This window comes from Brevibacillus sp. TJ4, from assembly GCF_044627595.2.
In the GTDB taxonomy this organism is placed as follows: domain Bacteria; phylum Bacillota; class Bacilli; order Brevibacillales; family Brevibacillaceae; genus Brevibacillus.
The window spans coordinates 3679140-3697500 of record NZ_CP185865.1 but is presented as its reverse complement, the minus strand read 5'-3'; the positions used below and the strand labels follow the sequence as shown (position 1 = coordinate 3697500).

Sequence of the window (18361 nt, the reverse complement as noted above, 5' to 3'; positions counted from 1 at the left end):
ATGTCCAGGGTGAAGGTAGGGTAACACCTACTGGAGGCCCGAACCCACGCACGTTGAAAAGTGCGGGGATGAGGTGTGGCTAGCGGTGAAATTCCAATCGAACTCGGAGATAGCTGGTTCTCCCCGAAATAGCTTTAGGGCTAGCCTCGGAATGAAGAGTCTTGGAGGTAGAGCACTGATTGGGCTAGGGGCCCTCATCGGGTTACCGAACTCAGTCAAACTCCGAATGCCAATGACTTATGTCCGGGAGTCAGACGGTGAGTGCTAAGATCCATCGTCAAAAGGGAAACAGCCCAGACCATCAGCTAAGGTCCCCAAGTATACGTTAAGTGGGAAACGATGTGGAGTTGCCCAGACAACCAGGATGTTGGCTTAGAAGCAGCCACCATTTAAAGAGTGCGTAATAGCTCACTGGTCGAGTGACTCTGCGCGGAAAATGTAACGGGGCTAAACGTATCACCGAAGCTATGGCAGTCCTTACGGACTGGGTAGGGGAGCGTTCCAAGCAGCGGTGAAGCCGTACCGGAAGGAGCGGTGGAGCGCTTGGAAGTGAGAATGCCGGTGTAAGTAGCGAAAAGACAAGTGAGAATCTTGTCCACCGAAAGCCTAAGGTTTCCTGGGGAAGGCTCGTCCTCCCAGGGTTAGTCGGGACCTAAGCTGAGGCCGAAAGGCGTAGGCGATGGACAACAGGTTGATATTCCTGTACCACCTCTGTACCGTTTGAGCAATGGCGTGACGCAGGAGGATAGGGTGAGCGGCCTACTGGATGGCCGTCCAAGCAGCAAGTGTGGTGTGTAGGCAAATCCGCACACTGTCAAGCACAAGCTGTGATGGCGAGGGAAATTCAAGTACCGAAGTCCCTGATTTCACACTGCCAAGAAAAGCGTCTAGCGAGGAACAAGGTGCCCGTACCGCAAACCGACACAGGTAGGCGAGGAGAGAATCCTAAGGTGCGCGGGATAACTCTTGCTAAGGAACTCGGCAAAATGGCCCCGTAACTTCGGGAGAAGGGGCGCCCCGGTAGGGTGAGGGTCCCCGCCCGACGCGAGCGTAAGCTGGTGTCGGGCGGGCTGAGCCCGAGGGGGCCGCAGTGAAAAGGCCCAAGCGACTGTTTAGCAAAAACACAGGTCTCTGCGAAGCCGCAAGGCGAAGTATAGGGGCTGACGCCTGCCCGGTGCTGGAAGGTTAAGGGGATGGGTTAGCGCAAGCGAAGCTTTGAACCGAAGCCCCAGTAAACGGCGGCCGTAACTATAACGGTCCTAAGGTAGCGAAATTCCTTGTCGGGTAAGTTCCGACCCGCACGAAAGGCGTAACGACTTGGGCGCTGTCTCGGCAAGAGACCCGGTGAAATCATAATACCTGTGAAGATGCAGGTTACCCGCGACAAGACGGAAAGACCCCATGGAGCTTTACTGTAGCCTGGTATTGGAACTTTGTGCATCATGTACAGGATAGGTGGGAAGCTTTGAAGCAGGGGCGCCAGCCTCTGTGGAGCTGTCGGTGGGATACCACCCTTGATGTACGGAGTTTCTAACTCGTCGCCCTCATCGGGCGAGAGGACCATGCCAGGTGGGCAGTTTGACTGGGGCGGTCGCCTCCCAAAAGGTAACGGAGGCGCCCAAAGGTTCCCTCAGAATGGTCGGAAATCATTCGTAGAGTGTAAAGGCAGAAGGGAGCTTGACTGCGAGACCTACAAGTCGAGCAGGGACGAAAGTCGGGCTTAGTGATCCGGTGGTTCCGCATGGAAGGGCCATCGCTCAACGGATAAAAGCTACCCTGGGGATAACAGGCTTATCTCCCCCAAGAGTCCACATCGACGGGGAGGTTTGGCACCTCGATGTCGGCTCATCGCATCCTGGGGCTGAAGTAGGTCCCAAGGGTTGGGCTGTTCGCCCATTAAAGCGGTACGCGAGCTGGGTTCAGAACGTCGTGAGACAGTTCGGTCCCTATCTGTCGCGGGCGCAGGAAGTTTGAGGAGAGCTGTCCTTAGTACGAGAGGACCGGGATGGACGCACCGCTGGTGCACCAGTTGTCACGCCAGTGGCACAGCTGGGTAGCTATGTGCGGAAGGGATAAGCGCTGAAAGCATCTAAGCGTGAAGCCCCCTCCAAGATGAGACTTCCCACAGCGCAAGCTGGTAAGACCCCTCAAAGACGATGAGGTTGATAGGTTCGGTGTGGAAGCGCGGCAACGCGTGGAGCTGACGAATACTAATCGGTCGAGGACTTATCCACACACAATCCACAGCATGCATGCAGATCCAGTTTTGAAGGAACGATCGCCAAAAGACCTACTGTTTTCTCCAAGAGAGCAGTAGGTCTTTTGCTATGAAACGAAAAAGACCGCTCCAATAAAAACGGAAACGGTCTTTTTTTCATGGAGAGCAAAAGTCAAACTCCCCCTCTTTTGCTATTCCTCAAACCTTTCCAGCACAATCTTTCCGATCGCGCTGCCGGACATGCTCTTGCGGTACGCTTCCTTGAGCGTGTCCGCGTTGATAGGAGAGATGTGATCCGTCATCGTAGAACGGATGCTACCGGAATCGACCAGTTCCGCCAACTCATCGAGAATTCGATGCTGCTCGATCATGTCATCGGTCTGGAACATCGGACGGGTGTACATCAGTTCAAAAGCAAATGTCACGCTTTTAAGAAACAGGTTCGGGTCGAGTGGTTTTTGCGTGGGCAGAATCGAGCAGATTTTCCCCTGCGGCAAAATCACTTTCGCCATTTCAGCCATGTGCTCATCAACCTGCGTCAGGCAGAATATGTAGTGTACGCCTGGAAAACCAAGCTCCTTCAACTGCGGCTCAAATGGCTGATGGTGATTGATGGTATGGTCAGAGCCGTGCTCTTTTGTCCATTGGATCGTCTCCGGACGCGATGCGGTGCCGATGACAGTCAGTCCGGCCAGCTTGGCGAGCTGTGTAGCGACCGATCCGACGCCACCCGCTGCTCCAATGACAAGGAGCGTCTTGCCGGCATTGTCAGCCGGGTTGCGGGAGATGCCCAGGCGCACAAAGAAAGCCTCCCATGCCGTAATACTGGTCAATGGCAGCGCCGCCGCCTGTGCAAAATCGAGCGTCCTGGGTTTTTTCCCGACGATTCGTTCATCGACCAGATGAAACTGGCTGTGTCCTCCGGGACGAATATTGCTTCCGGCGTAAAACACCTCATCGCCGACCTGAAACAGCGTACACTCGCTACCGACCTCGACCACCACGCCAGCGACGTCACGCCCGACAATCGTCAGCGAATCGTCGTTGGCGTCCTTTCCGTTGTGTTGCCGCCAGTCCGTCGGATTGACAGAGATAGCGCGAACTTCAACGAGCAGATCCCGACCCGCAGGCTTCGGCTTTTCCACTTCTACCTGTTCAAAAGGAGGGGGCTCCGTCTTCGGTCCTGGCTTGAAAAATCCGAATGCTTTCATTGTAGGGGAAGATGACACGATCAACACCTCTTTTCGCTTGGTGGAAACATCTGGCTATCAGACACCATTATTATACCAAGCGACCCCTGGAAAAACACATCGCGGAGCAAGCCAAACTGCATTGCTGATTGCAAAGGCATTACCAGCTATTCAAAACCGACTGCAGCTTTTGCTGGTCGATGACACGGATCATGCTGCGGCTGGACAGTTCGATCATTCCCTGCTGTCTCCATTTTTGCAGAATCTTGTTGACGGTGATGCGGGAGGTGTCGACGTAGCGGGCAAATGAGGTCTGGTCGATCGGAACAGCTTCGGTCTCGTGGACGGTCGTCAGCTTGAGTAAAAACTTGGCCATTTGCTGCTCGACAGGACAGTCCTGGAAGGCGATAATTTCTGCGAGCAAACGAACCTTGTAAATCTGCGAATTGGTGAAAAGGATGGCTGCTTGCGGATGATCGCTGCAGACCCGGGACAACGCGTCGTCGGAAAAGTGGTACAGGACGGAATTGCAGGTGGTGGTTGCAGTCGTCAAATAAGTTCCGTTATATGCACCGTGTTCTCCCGACAAGCCGCCAGTGGGGACGTAGTCGATCGTGCGCTCATGGCCGTTGTGAGAGAGCAGCGTGATTTTCAGACCCCCCTTGTCCAGGTAGTAAAATCCCCTTCCCGTTTCGCCCTGGCGGTAGACAACCGTGTTCTTGGGAAGCTCCAGCTTTTTGCCGTACATTAAAAAAGGAGTCCACTTGTAGCGCAAGTCAGACATGCCCATCCCCCTTTTCGCTTGTTCGTATGGCGCCTTATACGCTTCTAGCCGTTCGTGCCTGCAGTTGTTCGGCTCGCAGCAACTCAGGCTTTTTGATCATAAAGTTGCGGTTTTTGTACTCGACGATGCCGTCTTCCTTCCATTGCTTCAAAATTTTATATACCGTAATTCGAGTAAGCCCGGCACATTCGGCCAACTCTTGCTGGCTGAGCGGGACCTCGTAGATTTTGTATTCTTCGCAAATGTTGAGCAGCAGGGTGGCGATTTGCTCCTCTGAAGTCAAGGTTTTCATATTGATGGCAAACAACAGGGTGCGCATTTTTTGACTGACTGTTTGTGTAAACAGCGAGAGCAGTTCAGGACGAACCTTCAGCATTTCCTGGAATTGCTCGCAGTTAAAGTGGTAGGCGACTGTATTTTTCACCGCGATCGCGGAAGTGAAGTGGATTTGCCGGTCCATCGACTGCACGCCCATGATTTGCCCGGGTACGACGATGTTTAGCAAGCGGGGGTTTCCTTTGACGGTGGAGCTGACGATTTTGACCAATCCCTTGTGGAGATAGTAAAATCCTTCACCCATTGTTCCTTGTTCGTAAATGACTGTTTTGCCTTTGAAAAATTGCCTGGTGCCAAACTCCAGAAACGACTCCCATTTTACATCCGTTTCAAAAGGGGTTACCATATCGAACACTCCTTGTGTTGTTAGTGGGCTAAGAAAGGCATGTTTCGTTACGGCAAACAAAGGGTCATTCAGTTTTACGAGTTGCTGTGAATCTGCGACATTTGCTGAAGGAGCAGGGATTCCTCGGTAATTTCCTGTATGGCGGAGGCCAATTCGCCCATTCCTTCCATTTGCGCTTGGGAAAGCGTGCGGGTAGCATGAACCATTTCGGAAATGGCTGCTATTTCCGTCTGTAGCGTCATCAGATGCGCAGAAATTTCCTTTGCCAAATTGCCAGACCTCGCAGCCAAACGCCGGATTTCTCCCGTGACGATGGTGAAGCCTCTGCCGTGTTCTCCGACGCGGGCAGCTTCAATGGAGGCGTTCAAACCGAGAATTTCCGAATGTTTGGCAATCTGCGAGATTGATTGCAGCACGGAAAAGGTGGACTGCAACTGCTCAATCATTCTGGTCATCACCTGAAACTGTTTTTCGCTGTGTACAGATAATGCTTCCGCCCCGTTTTGCATCGCCTGGGATTGGGCAGAAACCTGCTCGGCGATGGCAGACAGATGCTGGGAAATCTCCGCCAGCTTGTTTTGCCGGTCCAGGCTTACCCCAAAGACAAGCGTGCCTGCCACTTTGCCCTCGTGGAACAGAGGGAGCCCGCCGGCTATGTAGGCAATCCCGTATACGCTGGAGTCCATCACCCTGCTGATCGGCTTGCCCTGTTTCAGAATCGTATTGGCCAAACTCCCCTCTCGGATCGATTCGCCACGGGACAACCCGAACTGCAAGGTTTTCCCCGGTATATAGTGTAAAAATGTCTCGGTGTCGGTGATCCCCAAAGTGAAATCGTCCTCAAAACAGGTGACCATCTGGTGCATGATTGCGGCGACATTGACAACATTGTGCAACATATCCATGGTTTTCATTTCCTCCGGGAAACCAGGGTTGAAATGCAAAAGCAGAATTTTCAGAAACGATAGATTATTCACGTAGAATTATACACTGAAAAAAAGACGGATTCACACAAAATTAACAGTCATGTGCAAAAACAAGAAAAATACGTTAACTAGTTTACACAACAACATTCGACAGGAGCAGAAAAAATCTGCGGTTTACGTTAACGGCTTTACATTCGCAAACAGGCGGTTTTTGTAGAATGAAAGCAATCTGTCCGCATCAAACTGAAGTTACGTCCAATTGTTAGAAAATTCAGTTACTGAAATGGGGGTAGTCGTATGAAGAAATGGAAAAAGTGGGGGACAACCTTGTTGGCAGCTTCCCTGACGATTGTGATGACAGCCGCTTGTGGAGGCGGGGGCAGTACTACGAGTTCTCAGCCTGCAGCATCGGGCACGGGAGCATCGGGTGCGGAAGAGAGCGCGGCTGGACAGGAAAAGCCGACTTACTCCTTTAAATTGGCCCATATTACAGCGCCAGACCATATGTGGCATAAGGCGGCGGAAAAATTCAAGGAAGAGCTGGACAAGCGTTCTGACGGGCGGATGAAGCTGGATATTTACCCGTCCAGCCAATTGGGCACGGAAGCCGACATGGTACAGCAGATCGGCGCAGGTTCGGTCGATTTTGGCTTGATCACGGCAGCTTACTTGAGCTCCCGCTCTCCTTCGTTCGCTGCTTGGCTTACGCCGTACGCGTTCAAAGATTTGCATGAAGCAAACGAAGCGAGAAGTGCAGAAGTCTCCAAAAAAATTCTCGCTACCCTGGAAGAACAGGGGCTGGTCGGTCTGGACTATCTGTTTGCCGGACAGCGCGTCATGCTGTTCAAGGACAGGGAAGTCTTGAAACCGGAGGACATGGCCGGTCTGAAGCTGCGGGTTACGCCCAGTCCGCCACTGACTGACTTTTACCAGTCGCTCGGTGCTTCCACTGAGGGTCTGCCTTTGCCGGAGGTGTATTCCGCGGTGCAGACAGGGGTAATCGATGGCATGGATATGGACCTCGATGCGGCCATTACGAACAAGTACGATGAAGTCGTCAAATACGGTGCTGTGACCAATCACATGGTCTGGCCGGCAGTGGTGATGGCGAGCAAGTCCACATTTGACAGCATGCCTGAGGAAGACAGGCAGATCGTGCGTGATGCGATTGCGGCTGCTGCGGACTACTCCGCGACGACGCGGGCCGGTCAGGAGGAAGAGTTTAAAAAGACGCTGAGCGATCGGGGCATGAAGATCTATGAAATCGATCCAGCCCTCTTTTCCGCGCAAATCAAGGCATACGACGAGAAGTACGGTCCGACTGATCCTCTCATCCAGGAGTTCATCGATACATTCCGCAAATAGACAGACTTGAAGGGGAGGAGCAGATGAAAGCGTTGAGCAACGGGATTGCGACGGTTGAAAAATACGTGGCGATGTGCATCATGCTCGCAATGGCCATCCTGATTATCGTTTCAGTTCTCTTTCGTTATGTGTTTAATGCCCCGCTGTCGTGGGCGGGGGAAGTGTCCGTGTTCTTGCTGGTCTGGACCAGCTTTATCGGCGGCAGTCTGGGACTGAAGTACAGGTCCCAGGCTGCTGTGACGATCGCGCTTGATTACATGCCGGAAAGAGGCAAAAAAGTGATTGGCATGATCGGGCATGTCCTCATGCTGCTGTTTCTTTTGTTGCTGCTCTATTACAGCTACACGTGGGTGTTCTCGCCAGCAGTCTCCTTTCAAAAGTCGACAGCTTTGCTGCTGCCGATGTGGATTCCGTTCAGCGCTGTGCCGATCAGCCTGACATGTGCCGCAGTTCACATCACGTGTAATCTCATGGAGATGATCCGAGGGGAGGAAGCGGCGTGACGGCTTTGGTCATCTTGATCTTTTTGCTCCTCCTGATGATGGGGATTCCGATCTCGCTGGTACTCGGCATGATTACCGTCATCTACTTTTTCCTGATGGACAATACGACGTTGCTCGCCTCTACTCCGATGCGCCTTTACTCTGGGCTGGAAAACTTCGGATTGCTGGCGATCCCGCTGTTCATGCTTGCCGGGGAGCTGATGAACGGCGGCGGAATTACGACCCGGCTTGTCCGGTTCGCCAAGGTGTTTGTAGGGCATGTGCGTGGCGGGTTGGCCTATGTGACGATTATTTCCAATATGTTTCTGGCCTCGATTCTCGGGTCTGCCAATGCGCAGGCGGCGATGATGAGCAAGGTCATGGTTCCGGAGATGGAAAAGGAGGGCTACAATCGGGAATTTTCCTCGGCCTTGACGCTGGCTTCTTCGATCGTGGCCCCGATCATTCCGCCGAGCATGATCTTTATTATCTACGGTACACAGTCCGGAGCCTCGATCGGCGGTCTGTTCATGGCTGGAATCATCCCCGGCATCTTGTACGGAATCGGCTTTTTGTCGCTGATTGCCTATCTGGGGTATAAGCATAACTTTCCCAAAAGCCAGCGGGCCACTGGCCGGGAAATGCTCAGCAATACGGTCCAGGTATTGCCCGCACTGCTCGTCCCTTTCATCATTATTGTCGGGATTTTGAGTGGTGCCTTTACGGCCACTGAATCTGCCGGCATTGCCTGTGCAGTTGCCTTTTTGGTGGGGGCGTTTTTGTACAAGGAGCTGAAATGGAACAAAATTCCGCAAATTCTCGTCAATACCGTCATCAGTACGGCGACGGTCACGTTTTTGATCGCGATGGCCAACATTTTCGGCTGGATGATCGCTTTCGAGCAAATCCCGCAGCTCATTGCCAATTCCATGCTCTCCCTGTCGGAAAATCCGTTCGTCTTCCTGCTGCTGGTGAATGTCCTGCTGCTTCTGCTCGGCATGATCCTGGACGGAATCGCTGCGCTGATTATTTTGGTCCCGGTGCTGATGCCGCTGGTTACGGCGTTCCAGATCGATCCGATTCACTTCGGCGTAATTATCTGTATCAATTTGACTATCGGGCTGTTGACGCCGCCCGTGGGGACTGGTCTGTTTATCGTCTCCTCGATCGCTGAAGTGCGCTTCGAGCGGCTGGTGAAGGCGACCAATCCGTTCTTGCTGCTGGCGATTGTGATCCTGCTTGTCATTACCTACTGGGAGGATGCGGTGCTGCTCATTCCTCGCTGGCTGGGACTCGTGTAATGGACTGTGAATGTAACATGACTGGTGGAGAACGTGGCGTTCCTGCCAGTCTGTTTTTTTGAGCACGGCTGCTGCGGGTTCGTTTCGGAAAGTGACAGGGCGCATTTTTCTGCACGGAAAACGTTAACCGGACTACAATTTTCGGAATTATTCGATATTATAATGCACTCATATAGCAGCAAATATCACTGTCAAACGACACAAGGAGGTATCGCCATGGGAATTCGCACAGGCGCCCAGTACATCGCTGGACTGAAATCCCGGCAGCCGGAAGTGTGGCTGCATGGACGCAGGGTAACAAATGTCTACGATGAGGCCATATTTCGGCAGCCCATCCATGAAATAGCCAAGCTGTACGATATGCAGCACGATCCGTTATACCAGGAGAAGATTACGCACATCTGCGAGGAGACGGGAGAGAGAGCGAACAACGCATTTCTCCCGGTGAAGACTCCGGCCGATTTGCAGGCGCGCAAAAACCTCTACGAGGCGTACGCCAAAGCCACGTTCGGGCTGATGGGGAGAACCCCCGACTTTCTCAATGTCGTTCTCACTTCACTGTACTGCAACGCGTCTTTCCTGGAGGCGTACAATCCGCAGTGGGCGGAAAACGCCAAGAACTACTATCGCTATGTCCGTGACAATGACCTTTTCCTGACCCATGCCATCATCAATCCGCAAAATGACCGCAGCAAATCCTCGCATGAGCAGCAGGACATGTTCACCCATCTGGGCGCGGTCAAGGAAACGCCGGAGGGGCTGGTCGTGCGGGGGGCGAAAATGCTGGCCACGCTTGCGCCGATCACGGATGAGGTGATTATCTACTCCTTCCCTGGATTCAAACCGGGCGACGAGCGGTACGCGCTGGCTTTTGCCCTGCCGATCGAGACGCCGGGACTGCGGATCATTTGTCGCGAAACGATGCAGGATGGAACCCGCTCTGTCTACGATCATCCGCTGGCATCCCGCTTTGAGGAGATGGATGCCGTCCTCGTCTTCAACGATGTCGTGGTTCCCTGGGATCGCGTCTTCCTGTACAACAACGTGGAAGCGGCCAATCTGCTGTATCCCAAGACCGGGATCGGACAGCAGCCCGCCCACCAGACCGGCGTACGCGGGCTCATAAAGCTGCAGTTCGCCACCGAGGTCGCGATGCGGATTGCCGACTCCATCGGGGTAGATGTCTTTTTGAATGTCCAAAACGACCTGGGCGAGCTGATCCAGTCTGTGGAGTCGATCAGGGCGCTTCTGGAGACGGCAGAGCGGGAGTACGAAGTGTTGCCTTCTGGCGAGCTGATGCCGGGATACGTGCCGATCGAGACGATTCGCGGGCTGCTGCCCAAGATGTACCCGCGCGCCATCGAAGTGATGCAGATCATTGGCGCCGGCGGTCTGCTCATGTCGCCCACAGATGCTGACCTGGAGCATCCCGAGCTGGGCGAGGAAATGGAAAAGTATTACGTCGGTCGCGAGGGCATTTCCGGGAAGGAGCGGGTCCGCCTGTTCAAGCTCGCCTGGGATCTGTGCGGCGAAGCGTTCGGACAGCGCCTGCTGCAGTACGAACGGTATTACACGGGCGATCCGATCCGCAAGCGGGCGATTTTCTACAACAATTACAAGCGTTCCCGCCCATGCACGCTGGTGGACGATGCGCTGCGCATCTACGAACAGAAAGCAGAAGCGGCAAGCGGGCACGATATCGGCCCACAACGGGTTACGAACTAACAGAAAACAGTACGAAAGGAGGGGCTGACGATGAAACTGCTGGGCATTTCGGGTACGGTCATCGGCGCCAAGACGAGCATCCTCGTGCAATGCGTGCTGGATGAAGCAAAAAAGCTCGATCCCACAATCGAGGTAGAGCTGCTGGATCTGCGCAACTACCAGATGTCGCTGTGTGACGGACGAGAGCTGTCCGCCTACACGGACGATACCAAAACAGTTGTCGACATCGTATCTGCGGCCGACTTTTACGTAATCGGTACCCCCATTTTTCAAGGCTCGATCACCGGAGCGCTGAAAAACCTGTTCGACCACCTGCCTCCGAGTGTCCTCCGCCATAAGGTGATGGGCTTTGTCGCAAACGGCGGCACGTATCAGCATTACCTGGTCGTGGAAAATCAGTTGAAGCCGATCGCAGGGTACTTTCGGGGGTACGTGGCTCCGGGCTTTGTGTACGCACACGCCGACCACTTCAACGGGCAAAACGAGATTGCGGACGGTGAGGTGCTGGAGCGCATCACGAATCTTGCCACAGAAGTGGTGCAGATGCAAAAAGCGTTGAAAGGCGCCGGTGTGACGGGTGCCGGAAGGTAAAAAAGCGGGAACGAGCGCGACGATACGCGCAATCAAAAAGAAACGGGAGTGATTGGAATGGCGGTAGTAGCACCTATCAATCTTTGGAAGTTTATCGAGGAGAACAAGGATCAACTGAAGCCCCCCGTAAACAACAAGGTGATCTGGAAAAATGCAGAGCTGATGGTCATGGTCCTGGGTGGACCGAACAAGCGCCGCGACTTTCACATCGACCCATCGGAGGAGATCTTCTACCAGCTCAAAGGGGATTGCTACGTGGAGATTATCAACGAGGAAGGCAAACGGGAAGTAATCACGGTCAAGGAGGGAGAAATGTTCCTGCTCCCGCCCAATGTGCCGCACTCTCCGCACCGCGTCGCCGATACGATCGGGCTGGTGATCGAGCGCAACCGCGGCGAGGGCGAGCTGGAGGATTTCGCCTGGTACTGCGACAACTGCAACCATGAGATGCACCGCGTGACCATCCAGCTTACGAACATCGAAGTGCAGGTGAAAGAAGCGATTCAAGGTTTCAACGGCAGTCTGGAGCTGCGCACTTGCAAAAACTGCGGACACGTCATGCCGCCGGAAGCGAGTGAATGGAAATGCGAGTAGACTTCCATACGCATATCATCCCCGAGGATCTGCCCAATCTGGCCGAGCGCTTTCAAGGAGAGCGCTGGCCAGTCCTGCAGCGCACTTGTGCCTGCGGAGCCAATATCATGGTGGGCGGAAAGGTGTTCCGGGAAGTGACGGATCAAGTGTGGGACCCCCAGAAGCGAATGTATGACATGGAGCGGGAAAAGGTGGATATGCAGGTGCTGTCCCCGATTCCCGTCACGTTTTCCTACTGGGCCAAGGCAGAGGAAGCGGAAGTGATGGCGCGAATCCAGAACGATTTCATCGCCGAGACGGTGAAAGAGCATCCCGACCGTTTTATCGGGTTGGGGACCGTGCCGCTGCAGCATACCGAGCTGGCTATCCGGGAGATGGACCGCTGCATGCACGAACTCGGTCTGAAGGGCATCGAGATCGGCACGAATGTAAACGGCAACAACCTGGATGACGCTTCCTTGCTGCCTTTTTTTGAAATGTGCGAAACGTGGGGGGTTCCGCTTTTTGTCCATCCGTGGGAGACACTGGGCCGGGAGCGGATGCCTCGCCACAATCTGATGTATACCGTGGGCATGCCAAGCGAGACGGCATTGGCTGCGGCAAGCCTGATCCTCGGGGGTGTGATGGAGAAATTTCCGCGGTTGAAAATCTGCTTCGCGCATGGCGGCGGGTCTTTTCCGTACATTTTGCCAAGGCTGGACCAGGGGTGGAAGGTATGGCCGCATCTGCGCCTGATCGACCAGCCGCCCAGCCATTACGCTAAACAATTTTATTTCGATTCCTTGAGCTACGACCCGATGAATATCCAGTACATGGTACAGCGCTTTGGCGTTGACAAGATCATGCTGGGCTCGGACTATCCGTTCCTGTTGCGGGAAATTCCGCCCGGAGAAGTGATCGACCACACAATCGAACTGTCGGCTGAACAAAAGCAGGCGCTCCTGGGTCATAACGCGCTGCGTTTTCTCAATATTTCCAAGTAAAAGGAGGGCGAAGCATGGACAATCAAGCTGCGACGCCGGAAGAACGCTTGCAAACGCTAGGACTTGCTCTGCCCGCTCCGCGCCAGGCAGCAGGCAATTACATCGGCTGTGTCCGCGTGGGCAACTTGTTGTTTACGGCGGGGCAAGGCACAGATGAGTATCGCGGGAAGCTGGGTGACGACGTGACGATTGAGACCGGCTACCTGGCGGCCCGTCAGTGCATGCTCAATCTGTTGGCTGTCGTCAAGCAAGAGATCGGGGAGCTCAGCAAAGTAAAGCGGGTCGTCAAGCTGCTCGGCTTCGTCAACAGTCACCCTGATTTTACTGACCAGCCCAAGGTAATGAACGGCGCATCCGATTTGCTCGTAGAGATATTCGGCGAGAAAGGAAAGCATGGCCGCTCTGCGGTTGGGATGGCTCAGCTTCCCCTGAACAATGCCGTTGAGGTTGAGATGATCCTGGAAATCGAGGAGTAGGAGGATTCCCATGAACCAGACCAGACAGGAAGACCGCAAAGAAGTGCAAGATGCCAAGCTGTTCATCGATGGACAGTACGTGGATGCCATTTCCGGGGAAACATTCGACACGATCAATCCCGCGACCAACCAGAAGCTGGCTGCGGTCGCCAACGCTGGTGAAGCGGATGTCAAAAGGGCGATCGACATCGCCCAGAGAACCTTTGAAAGCGGCGTGTGGAGCAAGATGCCGGTCGAGGAAAGGGCGGACATTCTCTGCAGAATGTCGGATCTCGTCCTCAAACGGGTGAAACAGTTGGCTCTCGTGGAAACGCTTGATGTCGGCAAGCCGATCAAAGAAAGCCTCGGGTTCGATATTCCCAGGGCTGCTGCCAACCTGCGCTTTTTTGCCGAAATGGCCAAGTACGTCGTGCATGAGCACTACGAGATGCGCCATTTTATGTCGTACGCCAAATACGCGCCGGTTGGCGTGACCAGTTTGATCATCCCCTGGAACCTGCCGTTTATGCAGATGACGTGGAAAGCGTCGGCTGCGCTCGCGGCGGGCAATACCGTCGTGGTCAAACCGGCGTCCTACACGCCGCTCAGTGCCGTCATGCTGGGCGAAATCGCCAACGAAGCAGGTCTGCCGCCCGGTGTCCTGAACATCGTGACCGGACCTGGCGGGACTGTCGGCACGGCGATGACGACAGATCCTCGCGTGCGCCGGATTTCGTTTGTCGGAGAGACGAGTACGGGCAAGACCGTCATGCAGAACGCCGCCTCGCAGCTCATCCCCGTTTCGCTCGAACTCGGCGGAAAATCGGCGAATATCGTATTTGCCGATGCCGATCTGGATGAAGCGGTAAAAGGTTCGATCGAGGCGATTTTCCGCAACCAGGGCGAAATTTGCCTGGCTGGTTCGCGCTTGCTCGTCGAAGAGAGTGTCTACGACAAGTTTTTGGATAAGTTTACTGCTGCCGTCAAACGGATCAAGGTCGGCGATCCCCTCGACCCGGATACGGATATGGGCGCGCTTGTATCGCGCAGTCATTTGCAGACCGTGGACGAGTACGTGCAGATCGGACTTGCTGAGGGGGCCAAGCTCGGGTACGGCGGCAAGCGGATCACAAGCCTTGGGGACGGCAACTTTTATGAGCCGACCATCCTGTATGACGTAGACAACAAAATGAGAGTGGCCCAGGAAGAAATATTTGGACCCGTCATCGTAATCATTCCGTTTCGCACCGAGGAAGAGGCGATTCGGATTGCCAATGATTCCGCGTACGGTCTGGCGGGTGTCGTCTGGACCAACGACTTGCGGCGCGCTCACCGCGTAGCCGATCAGGTGCAGTCCGGTTTGCTCTGGATCAACTGCTGGTACGTGCGCGATCTGCGGACCCCGTTTGGCGGTGCCAAAGACAGCGGAATCGGCAGGGAAGGCGGACGGCACAGCTTTGAATTCTATACCGAAGCCAAGACGGTGACGATGAAATTGTAGCAAGGGGGTTTTTTCGTGGATGCAGCAAACATAAACCGTTACGCCGAGCATTTGGCGGAAGCCGAAAAAAGCGGCAAGGGCGTCGCTCCGATCACCTCCTTGGAGCCGAATGTGAGCGTGGAAGAGGCGTACCGAATCCAGGTAGCGACAATCGAGCGGAAAGTGGCGGCAGGCGCCAGGATCGTCGGCAAGAAAATAGGTTTGACCTCGCTTGCGATGCAGACGTTGCTGGGTGTCGATCAACCGGACTACGGTCAACTGCTGGATAGCATGGCGGTGGAAAACAACGGAGAGATCTCGTGCCGGAAGACGATTCATCCCCGCGTGGAAGCGGAGATTGCATTTGTATTGAAGCGTGATTTGATCGGCCCGCGGGTGACCACCCATGATGTCTTGCTGGCGACGGACTGTGTCTTCCCGGCGCTGGAGATCGTCGACAGCCGGATCGCCGACTGGAAAATCAAGCTGCAGGACACGATTGCGGACAATGCTTCCTCCGGCTTTTACGTGCTGGGGGGACGTCCCGTGAAGCCGGACCAGGTGGACCTCACACTGGCTGGCATGGCGCTGTACAAAAACGGCGAACTGATGAATACCGGAGTAGGCGCTGCCGCCCTGGGCAATCCGGCCACCTGTGTGGCCTGGCTGGCTAACAAGCTCGGGGAATTCGGTCTGCCGCTCAAAGCGGGGGAAGTGATTCTCTCCGGTGCATTGTCAGCCGCGATCGATGCCAAGCCTGGAGACAGTTTCACCGCGCGCATCGCCCATCTCGGGGCGGTAGGAGTCAGATTTGTCAGCGAATGATACGAAAGGAAGAGAGCCATGTCGAAAGTGAAAGTAGCGATTTTGGGCTCGGGCAATATCGGGACCGATTTGATGATCAAGCTGGGGCGGTCGCATCATCTGGAGCTTGTCGCAATGATTGGCATTGACGCCGATTCGGATGGTCTGCGCAGGGCGCGGGAGGCGGGCTACCAGGTGTTTGACGGAGGGTTGAAAGCGTATTTGGAGAGCGGTCCCGGGCTAGCCGAGATCGTGTTTGACGCCACCTCGGCAAAAGCGCATATCCGGCACGCCAAGGCATTGCGGGAAGCGGGGATCATCGCCATCGACCTGACTCCGGCAGCGGTAGGACCATACGTGGTGCCGGCAGCCAATCTGGATGCGCACCTGAGCGAGACAAATATCAATCTGATTACATGCGGCGGCCAGGCGACGATTCCCATCGTCCACGCGATCAACCGGGTGAGTCCGGTACAATACGCCGAAATTGTCGCCACGATTGCCAGCAAAAGCGCCGGTCCCGGAACCCGTGCCAACATCGACGAGTTTACCGAGACCACCTCCCGCGGGATCGAAGCCATCGGCGGCGCAAAACAGGGGAAGGCGATTATCATCCTGAATCCGGCGGAACCGCCGATCGTGATGCGGGATACAGTGTACGCGCTGGTAGAGGACGACGCTGACCAGCAGGCTATCGCCGCTGCCATCGAGGATGTCGTCTCCGATATTCAATCGTACGTCCCCGGTTACCGGCTGCGTACGGAACCGATTTTCGATGGGAAGAAAGTGACCGTATTTCTGGAGGTGGAAGGAGCGGGCGACTACCTTCCGACGTACGCGGGCAATTTGGACATTATGACAGCTACTGCGGTGAAAGTGGCAGAGGAGCTTGCCCAACACCGGACTCGCGCGTCAGTCGGCAAGCCTTGAAGGGAAAGGGGGAAAAAACGTGAGTGGAAACCGTGAAATCATTATCACAGAGGTAGCGCTGCGGGATGGGAGCCATGCGATCAACCATCAGTTTACCGTGGAGCAAGTGATCGATGTCGCGCGGGCGTTGGATGAAGCCAACGTACCGTATATCGAAGTCTCGCACGGCGACGGGTTGGCAGGCTCCTCGCTGCAATACGGGCTGTCCCGCACAGACGAGCTGAAGCTGATCGAAGCCGCTGTATCGGTCTGCAAGCAAGCCACGATCGGCGTGTTGCTGCTGCCGGGGATCGGCACGATCAAGGATTTGAACACCGCTGCCCAACTCGGGGTAGGCATGGCGCGCATTGCGACGCATGTGACCGAAGCCGATGTTTCGGCGCAGCACATCGCCCGTTCCAAAGAGCTCGGCCTGTTCACTGTCGGTTTTTTGATGATGTCGCACATGGCAGCACCGGAAAAGCTGGTCGAGCAGGCGAAACTGATGGAGAGCTATGGCGCGGACGTCGTCTACGTCGTCGATTCTGCCGGTGCATTGCTGCCAGACCAGGTAGCAGAACGAATCCGGGCATTGAAGCAAAGTGTAGGGGTTCCGATCGGGTTTCATGCACATAACAATCTGTCGCTGGCGATGGCCAACACGCTGGTCGCGATCAAAGAAGGTGCCACGCGTATTGACGGCAGTGTCCGCTGTCTGGGGGCAGGAGCGGGCAATACCCAGACGGAAGTGCTGGTTGCCGTGCTGGAGCGCATGGGGATTCAGACGGGCATCGACCTGTACAAAATGATGGACCTGGCGGAGGAAATCGTCGCGCCGATCCTGCAGGTGCCGCAGGAGATTACCCGCGACAGTCTGGTGCTCGGCTATGCGGGCGTCTACTCCAGCTTCCGCCTGCACGCAGAGCGGGCAGCCAAGAGATTTGGCATCGACTCGCGCGACATTTTGATTGAACTGGGCAGACAAAAGGCAGTCGGCGGCCAGGAAGACATGATCATCGATGTGGCAGCGGAAATCGCCAAGAAGAAGAAAACGGGAGCGGGAACCAGATAGGGGGAATCAGCATGCTCGCTGAAGAGTTGTACAGACCGTTGGCGCAAAAGCTGGTGGATGCAGAAATGAACAGACGGGAAGTGGTGAGGCTGACTGCTGAATATCCCGATCTGACCGTAGAGGAAGGGTACCGCATTCAGGATGAGCTGATCGCCATCAAGCAAGAGCAGGGACATCGCGTGATTGCCCTCAAAATGGGCTTCACGAGCCAGGCGAAGATGAAGCAGATGAACGTGCACGAGCCGATCTACGGAAGCGTCTTTGACTACATGAACGTGGAGGACGGCGTCCTGCATCTCGATGAACTGATTCATCCCAAGGTGGAGGCGGAGATCGCTTTCATCCTCGGGAGTGATCTCGAAGGACCGGGAGTTACCGGCGCGCAAGCCCTGGCAGCGACAGCGTATGTAGTTCCGGCCCTGGAGATTATCGACAGCCGCTATGAGAACTTCCACTTTACCCTTCCCGACGTGCTTGCCGACAACACCTCATCGTCGCGCGTATTTCTCGGTTCTGCGCTGCACAGGCCGGATGGGATGGAGCTTGATCTGGTCGGCGTAACCTTGTCGATCAATGGGCAGGTAAAAGACCTGGGCGCCGGCGCAGCGGTGTTGGGACATCCCGCCCACTCCGTAGCGATGCTGGCGAACATGCTCTCCCGAAAAGGACGCAAATTGCGCAAGGGAGACATGATTTTGACGGGCGGAATTACTGGCGCGCATCCGCTTTCCGAAGGGGATGTCGTAACAGGCATGTGGGGTGGACTCGGCTCTATCCAGTTTGTGGTGACGCGATAAACC

General features: G+C 55.0%; 17 protein-coding genes and 1 rRNA gene (1 of these 18 running past the window's edge). 14 read left to right on the top strand and 4 right to left on the bottom strand.

Annotated elements, in window-relative coordinates; all coding sequences use genetic code 11:
- A 23S ribosomal RNA gene (locus ACAF76_RS18145) occupies positions 1 to 2234 on the top strand (it extends 737 nt beyond the left edge of the window).
- Between the two features lie 175 nt (positions 2235 to 2409).
- Here the strand turns inward: ACAF76_RS18145 and ACAF76_RS18140 are convergent.
- The 4 genes from ACAF76_RS18140 to ACAF76_RS18125 all read right to left on the bottom strand — a co-directional run bounded on the left by ACAF76_RS18140 (position 2410) and on the right by ACAF76_RS18125 (position 5779).
- A complete protein-coding gene (locus ACAF76_RS18140) occupies positions 2410 to 3447 on the bottom strand; it encodes a zinc-binding alcohol dehydrogenase family protein (protein WP_400164763.1) in 1038 nt (345 codons plus the stop codon).
- Positions 3448 to 3568: 121 nt separating this feature from the next.
- Positions 3569 to 4192: a Crp/Fnr family transcriptional regulator gene (locus ACAF76_RS18135; RefSeq protein ID WP_421617084.1), complete on the bottom strand. Its 624-nt coding sequence runs from the start codon at positions 4190 to 4192 to the stop codon at positions 3569 to 3571.
- A gap of 34 nt (positions 4193 to 4226) precedes the next feature.
- Positions 4227 to 4874 (bottom strand): Crp/Fnr family transcriptional regulator, encoded by a 648-nt coding sequence (locus ACAF76_RS18130; RefSeq protein ID WP_421617083.1) that lies wholly within the window; start codon positions 4872 to 4874, stop codon positions 4227 to 4229.
- 74 nt (positions 4875 to 4948) lie between these two features.
- Positions 4949 to 5779 carry a methyl-accepting chemotaxis protein gene (locus ACAF76_RS18125; RefSeq protein WP_421617082.1) on the bottom strand — a complete coding sequence of 277 codons (831 nt, stop codon included), beginning with the start codon at positions 5777 to 5779 and terminating at the stop codon, positions 4949 to 4951.
- Positions 5780 to 6097: 318 nt separating this feature from the next.
- On the opposite strand from ACAF76_RS18125, the gene ACAF76_RS18120 reads away from it, so the two are divergent.
- The 13 genes from ACAF76_RS18120 to ACAF76_RS18060 all read left to right on the top strand — a co-directional run bounded on the left by ACAF76_RS18120 (position 6098) and on the right by ACAF76_RS18060 (position 18358).
- Entirely contained in the window at positions 6098 to 7165 is a 1068-nt protein-coding gene (locus ACAF76_RS18120) for a TRAP transporter substrate-binding protein (protein WP_421617081.1), read from the top strand.
- Between the two features lie 23 nt (positions 7166 to 7188).
- Positions 7189 to 7668 carry a TRAP transporter small permease gene (locus ACAF76_RS18115; protein ID WP_421617080.1) on the top strand — a complete coding sequence of 160 codons (480 nt, stop codon included), beginning with the start codon at positions 7189 to 7191 and terminating at the stop codon, positions 7666 to 7668.
- Positions 7665 to 8948, top strand: coding sequence for a TRAP transporter large permease (locus tag ACAF76_RS18110; RefSeq protein WP_421617079.1), 1284 nt, complete (start codon positions 7665 to 7667; stop codon positions 8946 to 8948). The genes ACAF76_RS18115 and ACAF76_RS18110 overlap by 4 nt, the downstream gene beginning before the upstream one ends.
- A gap of 216 nt (positions 8949 to 9164) precedes the next feature.
- On the top strand, positions 9165 to 10673 hold the full coding sequence (locus tag ACAF76_RS18105; RefSeq protein WP_421617078.1) for a 4-hydroxyphenylacetate 3-hydroxylase family protein: 1509 nt from the start codon (positions 9165 to 9167) through the stop codon (positions 10671 to 10673).
- Between the two features lie 30 nt (positions 10674 to 10703).
- Positions 10704 to 11264 carry an NADPH-dependent FMN reductase gene (locus tag ACAF76_RS18100; protein ID WP_421617077.1) on the top strand — a complete coding sequence of 187 codons (561 nt, stop codon included), beginning with the start codon at positions 10704 to 10706 and terminating at the stop codon, positions 11262 to 11264.
- A 57-nt stretch (positions 11265 to 11321) separates the two neighbouring features.
- Positions 11322 to 11858 (top strand): 3-hydroxyanthranilate 3,4-dioxygenase, encoded by a 537-nt coding sequence (locus ACAF76_RS18095; protein WP_421617076.1) that lies wholly within the window; start codon positions 11322 to 11324, stop codon positions 11856 to 11858.
- Positions 11843 to 12841: an amidohydrolase family protein gene (locus tag ACAF76_RS18090; RefSeq protein ID WP_421617075.1), complete on the top strand. Its 999-nt coding sequence runs from the start codon at positions 11843 to 11845 to the stop codon at positions 12839 to 12841. Before ACAF76_RS18095 ends, ACAF76_RS18090 begins: the two co-directional genes overlap by 16 nt.
- A 14-nt stretch (positions 12842 to 12855) precedes the next feature.
- Positions 12856 to 13317: a RidA family protein gene (locus ACAF76_RS18085; protein ID WP_421617074.1), complete on the top strand. Its 462-nt coding sequence runs from the start codon at positions 12856 to 12858 to the stop codon at positions 13315 to 13317.
- Positions 13318 to 13327: 10 nt separating this feature from the next.
- Positions 13328 to 14797 (top strand): aldehyde dehydrogenase, encoded by a 1470-nt coding sequence (locus ACAF76_RS18080; RefSeq protein ID WP_421617073.1) that lies wholly within the window; start codon positions 13328 to 13330, stop codon positions 14795 to 14797.
- Between the two features lie 15 nt (positions 14798 to 14812).
- A complete protein-coding gene (locus ACAF76_RS18075; RefSeq protein ID WP_421617072.1) occupies positions 14813 to 15601 on the top strand; it encodes a 2-keto-4-pentenoate hydratase in 789 nt (262 codons plus the stop codon).
- Between the two features lie 18 nt (positions 15602 to 15619).
- The gene (locus tag ACAF76_RS18070) at positions 15620 to 16510 is read left to right on the top strand and encodes an acetaldehyde dehydrogenase (acetylating) (RefSeq protein WP_421617071.1); all 891 of its coding nucleotides are present in this window, start codon (positions 15620 to 15622) and stop codon (positions 16508 to 16510) included.
- A gap of 19 nt (positions 16511 to 16529) precedes the next feature.
- The gene (gene dmpG / locus ACAF76_RS18065) at positions 16530 to 17561 is read left to right on the top strand and encodes a 4-hydroxy-2-oxovalerate aldolase (RefSeq protein ID WP_421617070.1); all 1032 of its coding nucleotides are present in this window, start codon (positions 16530 to 16532) and stop codon (positions 17559 to 17561) included.
- 11 nt (positions 17562 to 17572) lie between these two features.
- The gene (locus ACAF76_RS18060) at positions 17573 to 18358 is read left to right on the top strand and encodes a 2-keto-4-pentenoate hydratase (protein ID WP_421617069.1); all 786 of its coding nucleotides are present in this window, start codon (positions 17573 to 17575) and stop codon (positions 18356 to 18358) included.
- Positions 18359 to 18361 lie beyond the last annotated feature (3 nt).

Coding starts and splice junctions, on each gene's coding strand:
- ACAF76_RS18135 (WP_421617084.1), bottom strand. CDS start 4,192: ATGTCTGACTTGCGCTACAAGTGGACTCCTTTTTTAATGTACGGCAAA.
- ACAF76_RS18130 (WP_421617083.1), bottom strand. CDS start 4,874: ATGGTAACCCCTTTTGAAACGGATGTAAAATGGGAGTCGTTTCTGGAG.
- ACAF76_RS18125 (WP_421617082.1), bottom strand. CDS start 5,779: ATGGATATGTTGCACAATGTTGTCAATGTCGCCGCAATCATGCACCAG.
- ACAF76_RS18120 (WP_421617081.1), top strand. CDS start 6,098: ATGAAGAAATGGAAAAAGTGGGGGACAACCTTGTTGGCAGCTTCCCTG.
- ACAF76_RS18115 (WP_421617080.1), top strand. CDS start 7,189: ATGAAAGCGTTGAGCAACGGGATTGCGACGGTTGAAAAATACGTGGCG.
- ACAF76_RS18105 (WP_421617078.1), top strand. CDS start 9,165: ATGGGAATTCGCACAGGCGCCCAGTACATCGCTGGACTGAAATCCCGG.
- ACAF76_RS18100 (WP_421617077.1), top strand. CDS start 10,704: ATGAAACTGCTGGGCATTTCGGGTACGGTCATCGGCGCCAAGACGAGC.
- ACAF76_RS18095 (WP_421617076.1), top strand. CDS start 11,322: ATGGCGGTAGTAGCACCTATCAATCTTTGGAAGTTTATCGAGGAGAAC.
- ACAF76_RS18090 (WP_421617075.1), top strand. CDS start 11,843: ATGGAAATGCGAGTAGACTTCCATACGCATATCATCCCCGAGGATCTG.
- ACAF76_RS18085 (WP_421617074.1), top strand. CDS start 12,856: ATGGACAATCAAGCTGCGACGCCGGAAGAACGCTTGCAAACGCTAGGA.
- ACAF76_RS18080 (WP_421617073.1), top strand. CDS start 13,328: ATGAACCAGACCAGACAGGAAGACCGCAAAGAAGTGCAAGATGCCAAG.
- ACAF76_RS18070 (WP_421617071.1), top strand. CDS start 15,620: ATGTCGAAAGTGAAAGTAGCGATTTTGGGCTCGGGCAATATCGGGACC.
- ACAF76_RS18060 (WP_421617069.1), top strand. CDS start 17,573: ATGCTCGCTGAAGAGTTGTACAGACCGTTGGCGCAAAAGCTGGTGGAT.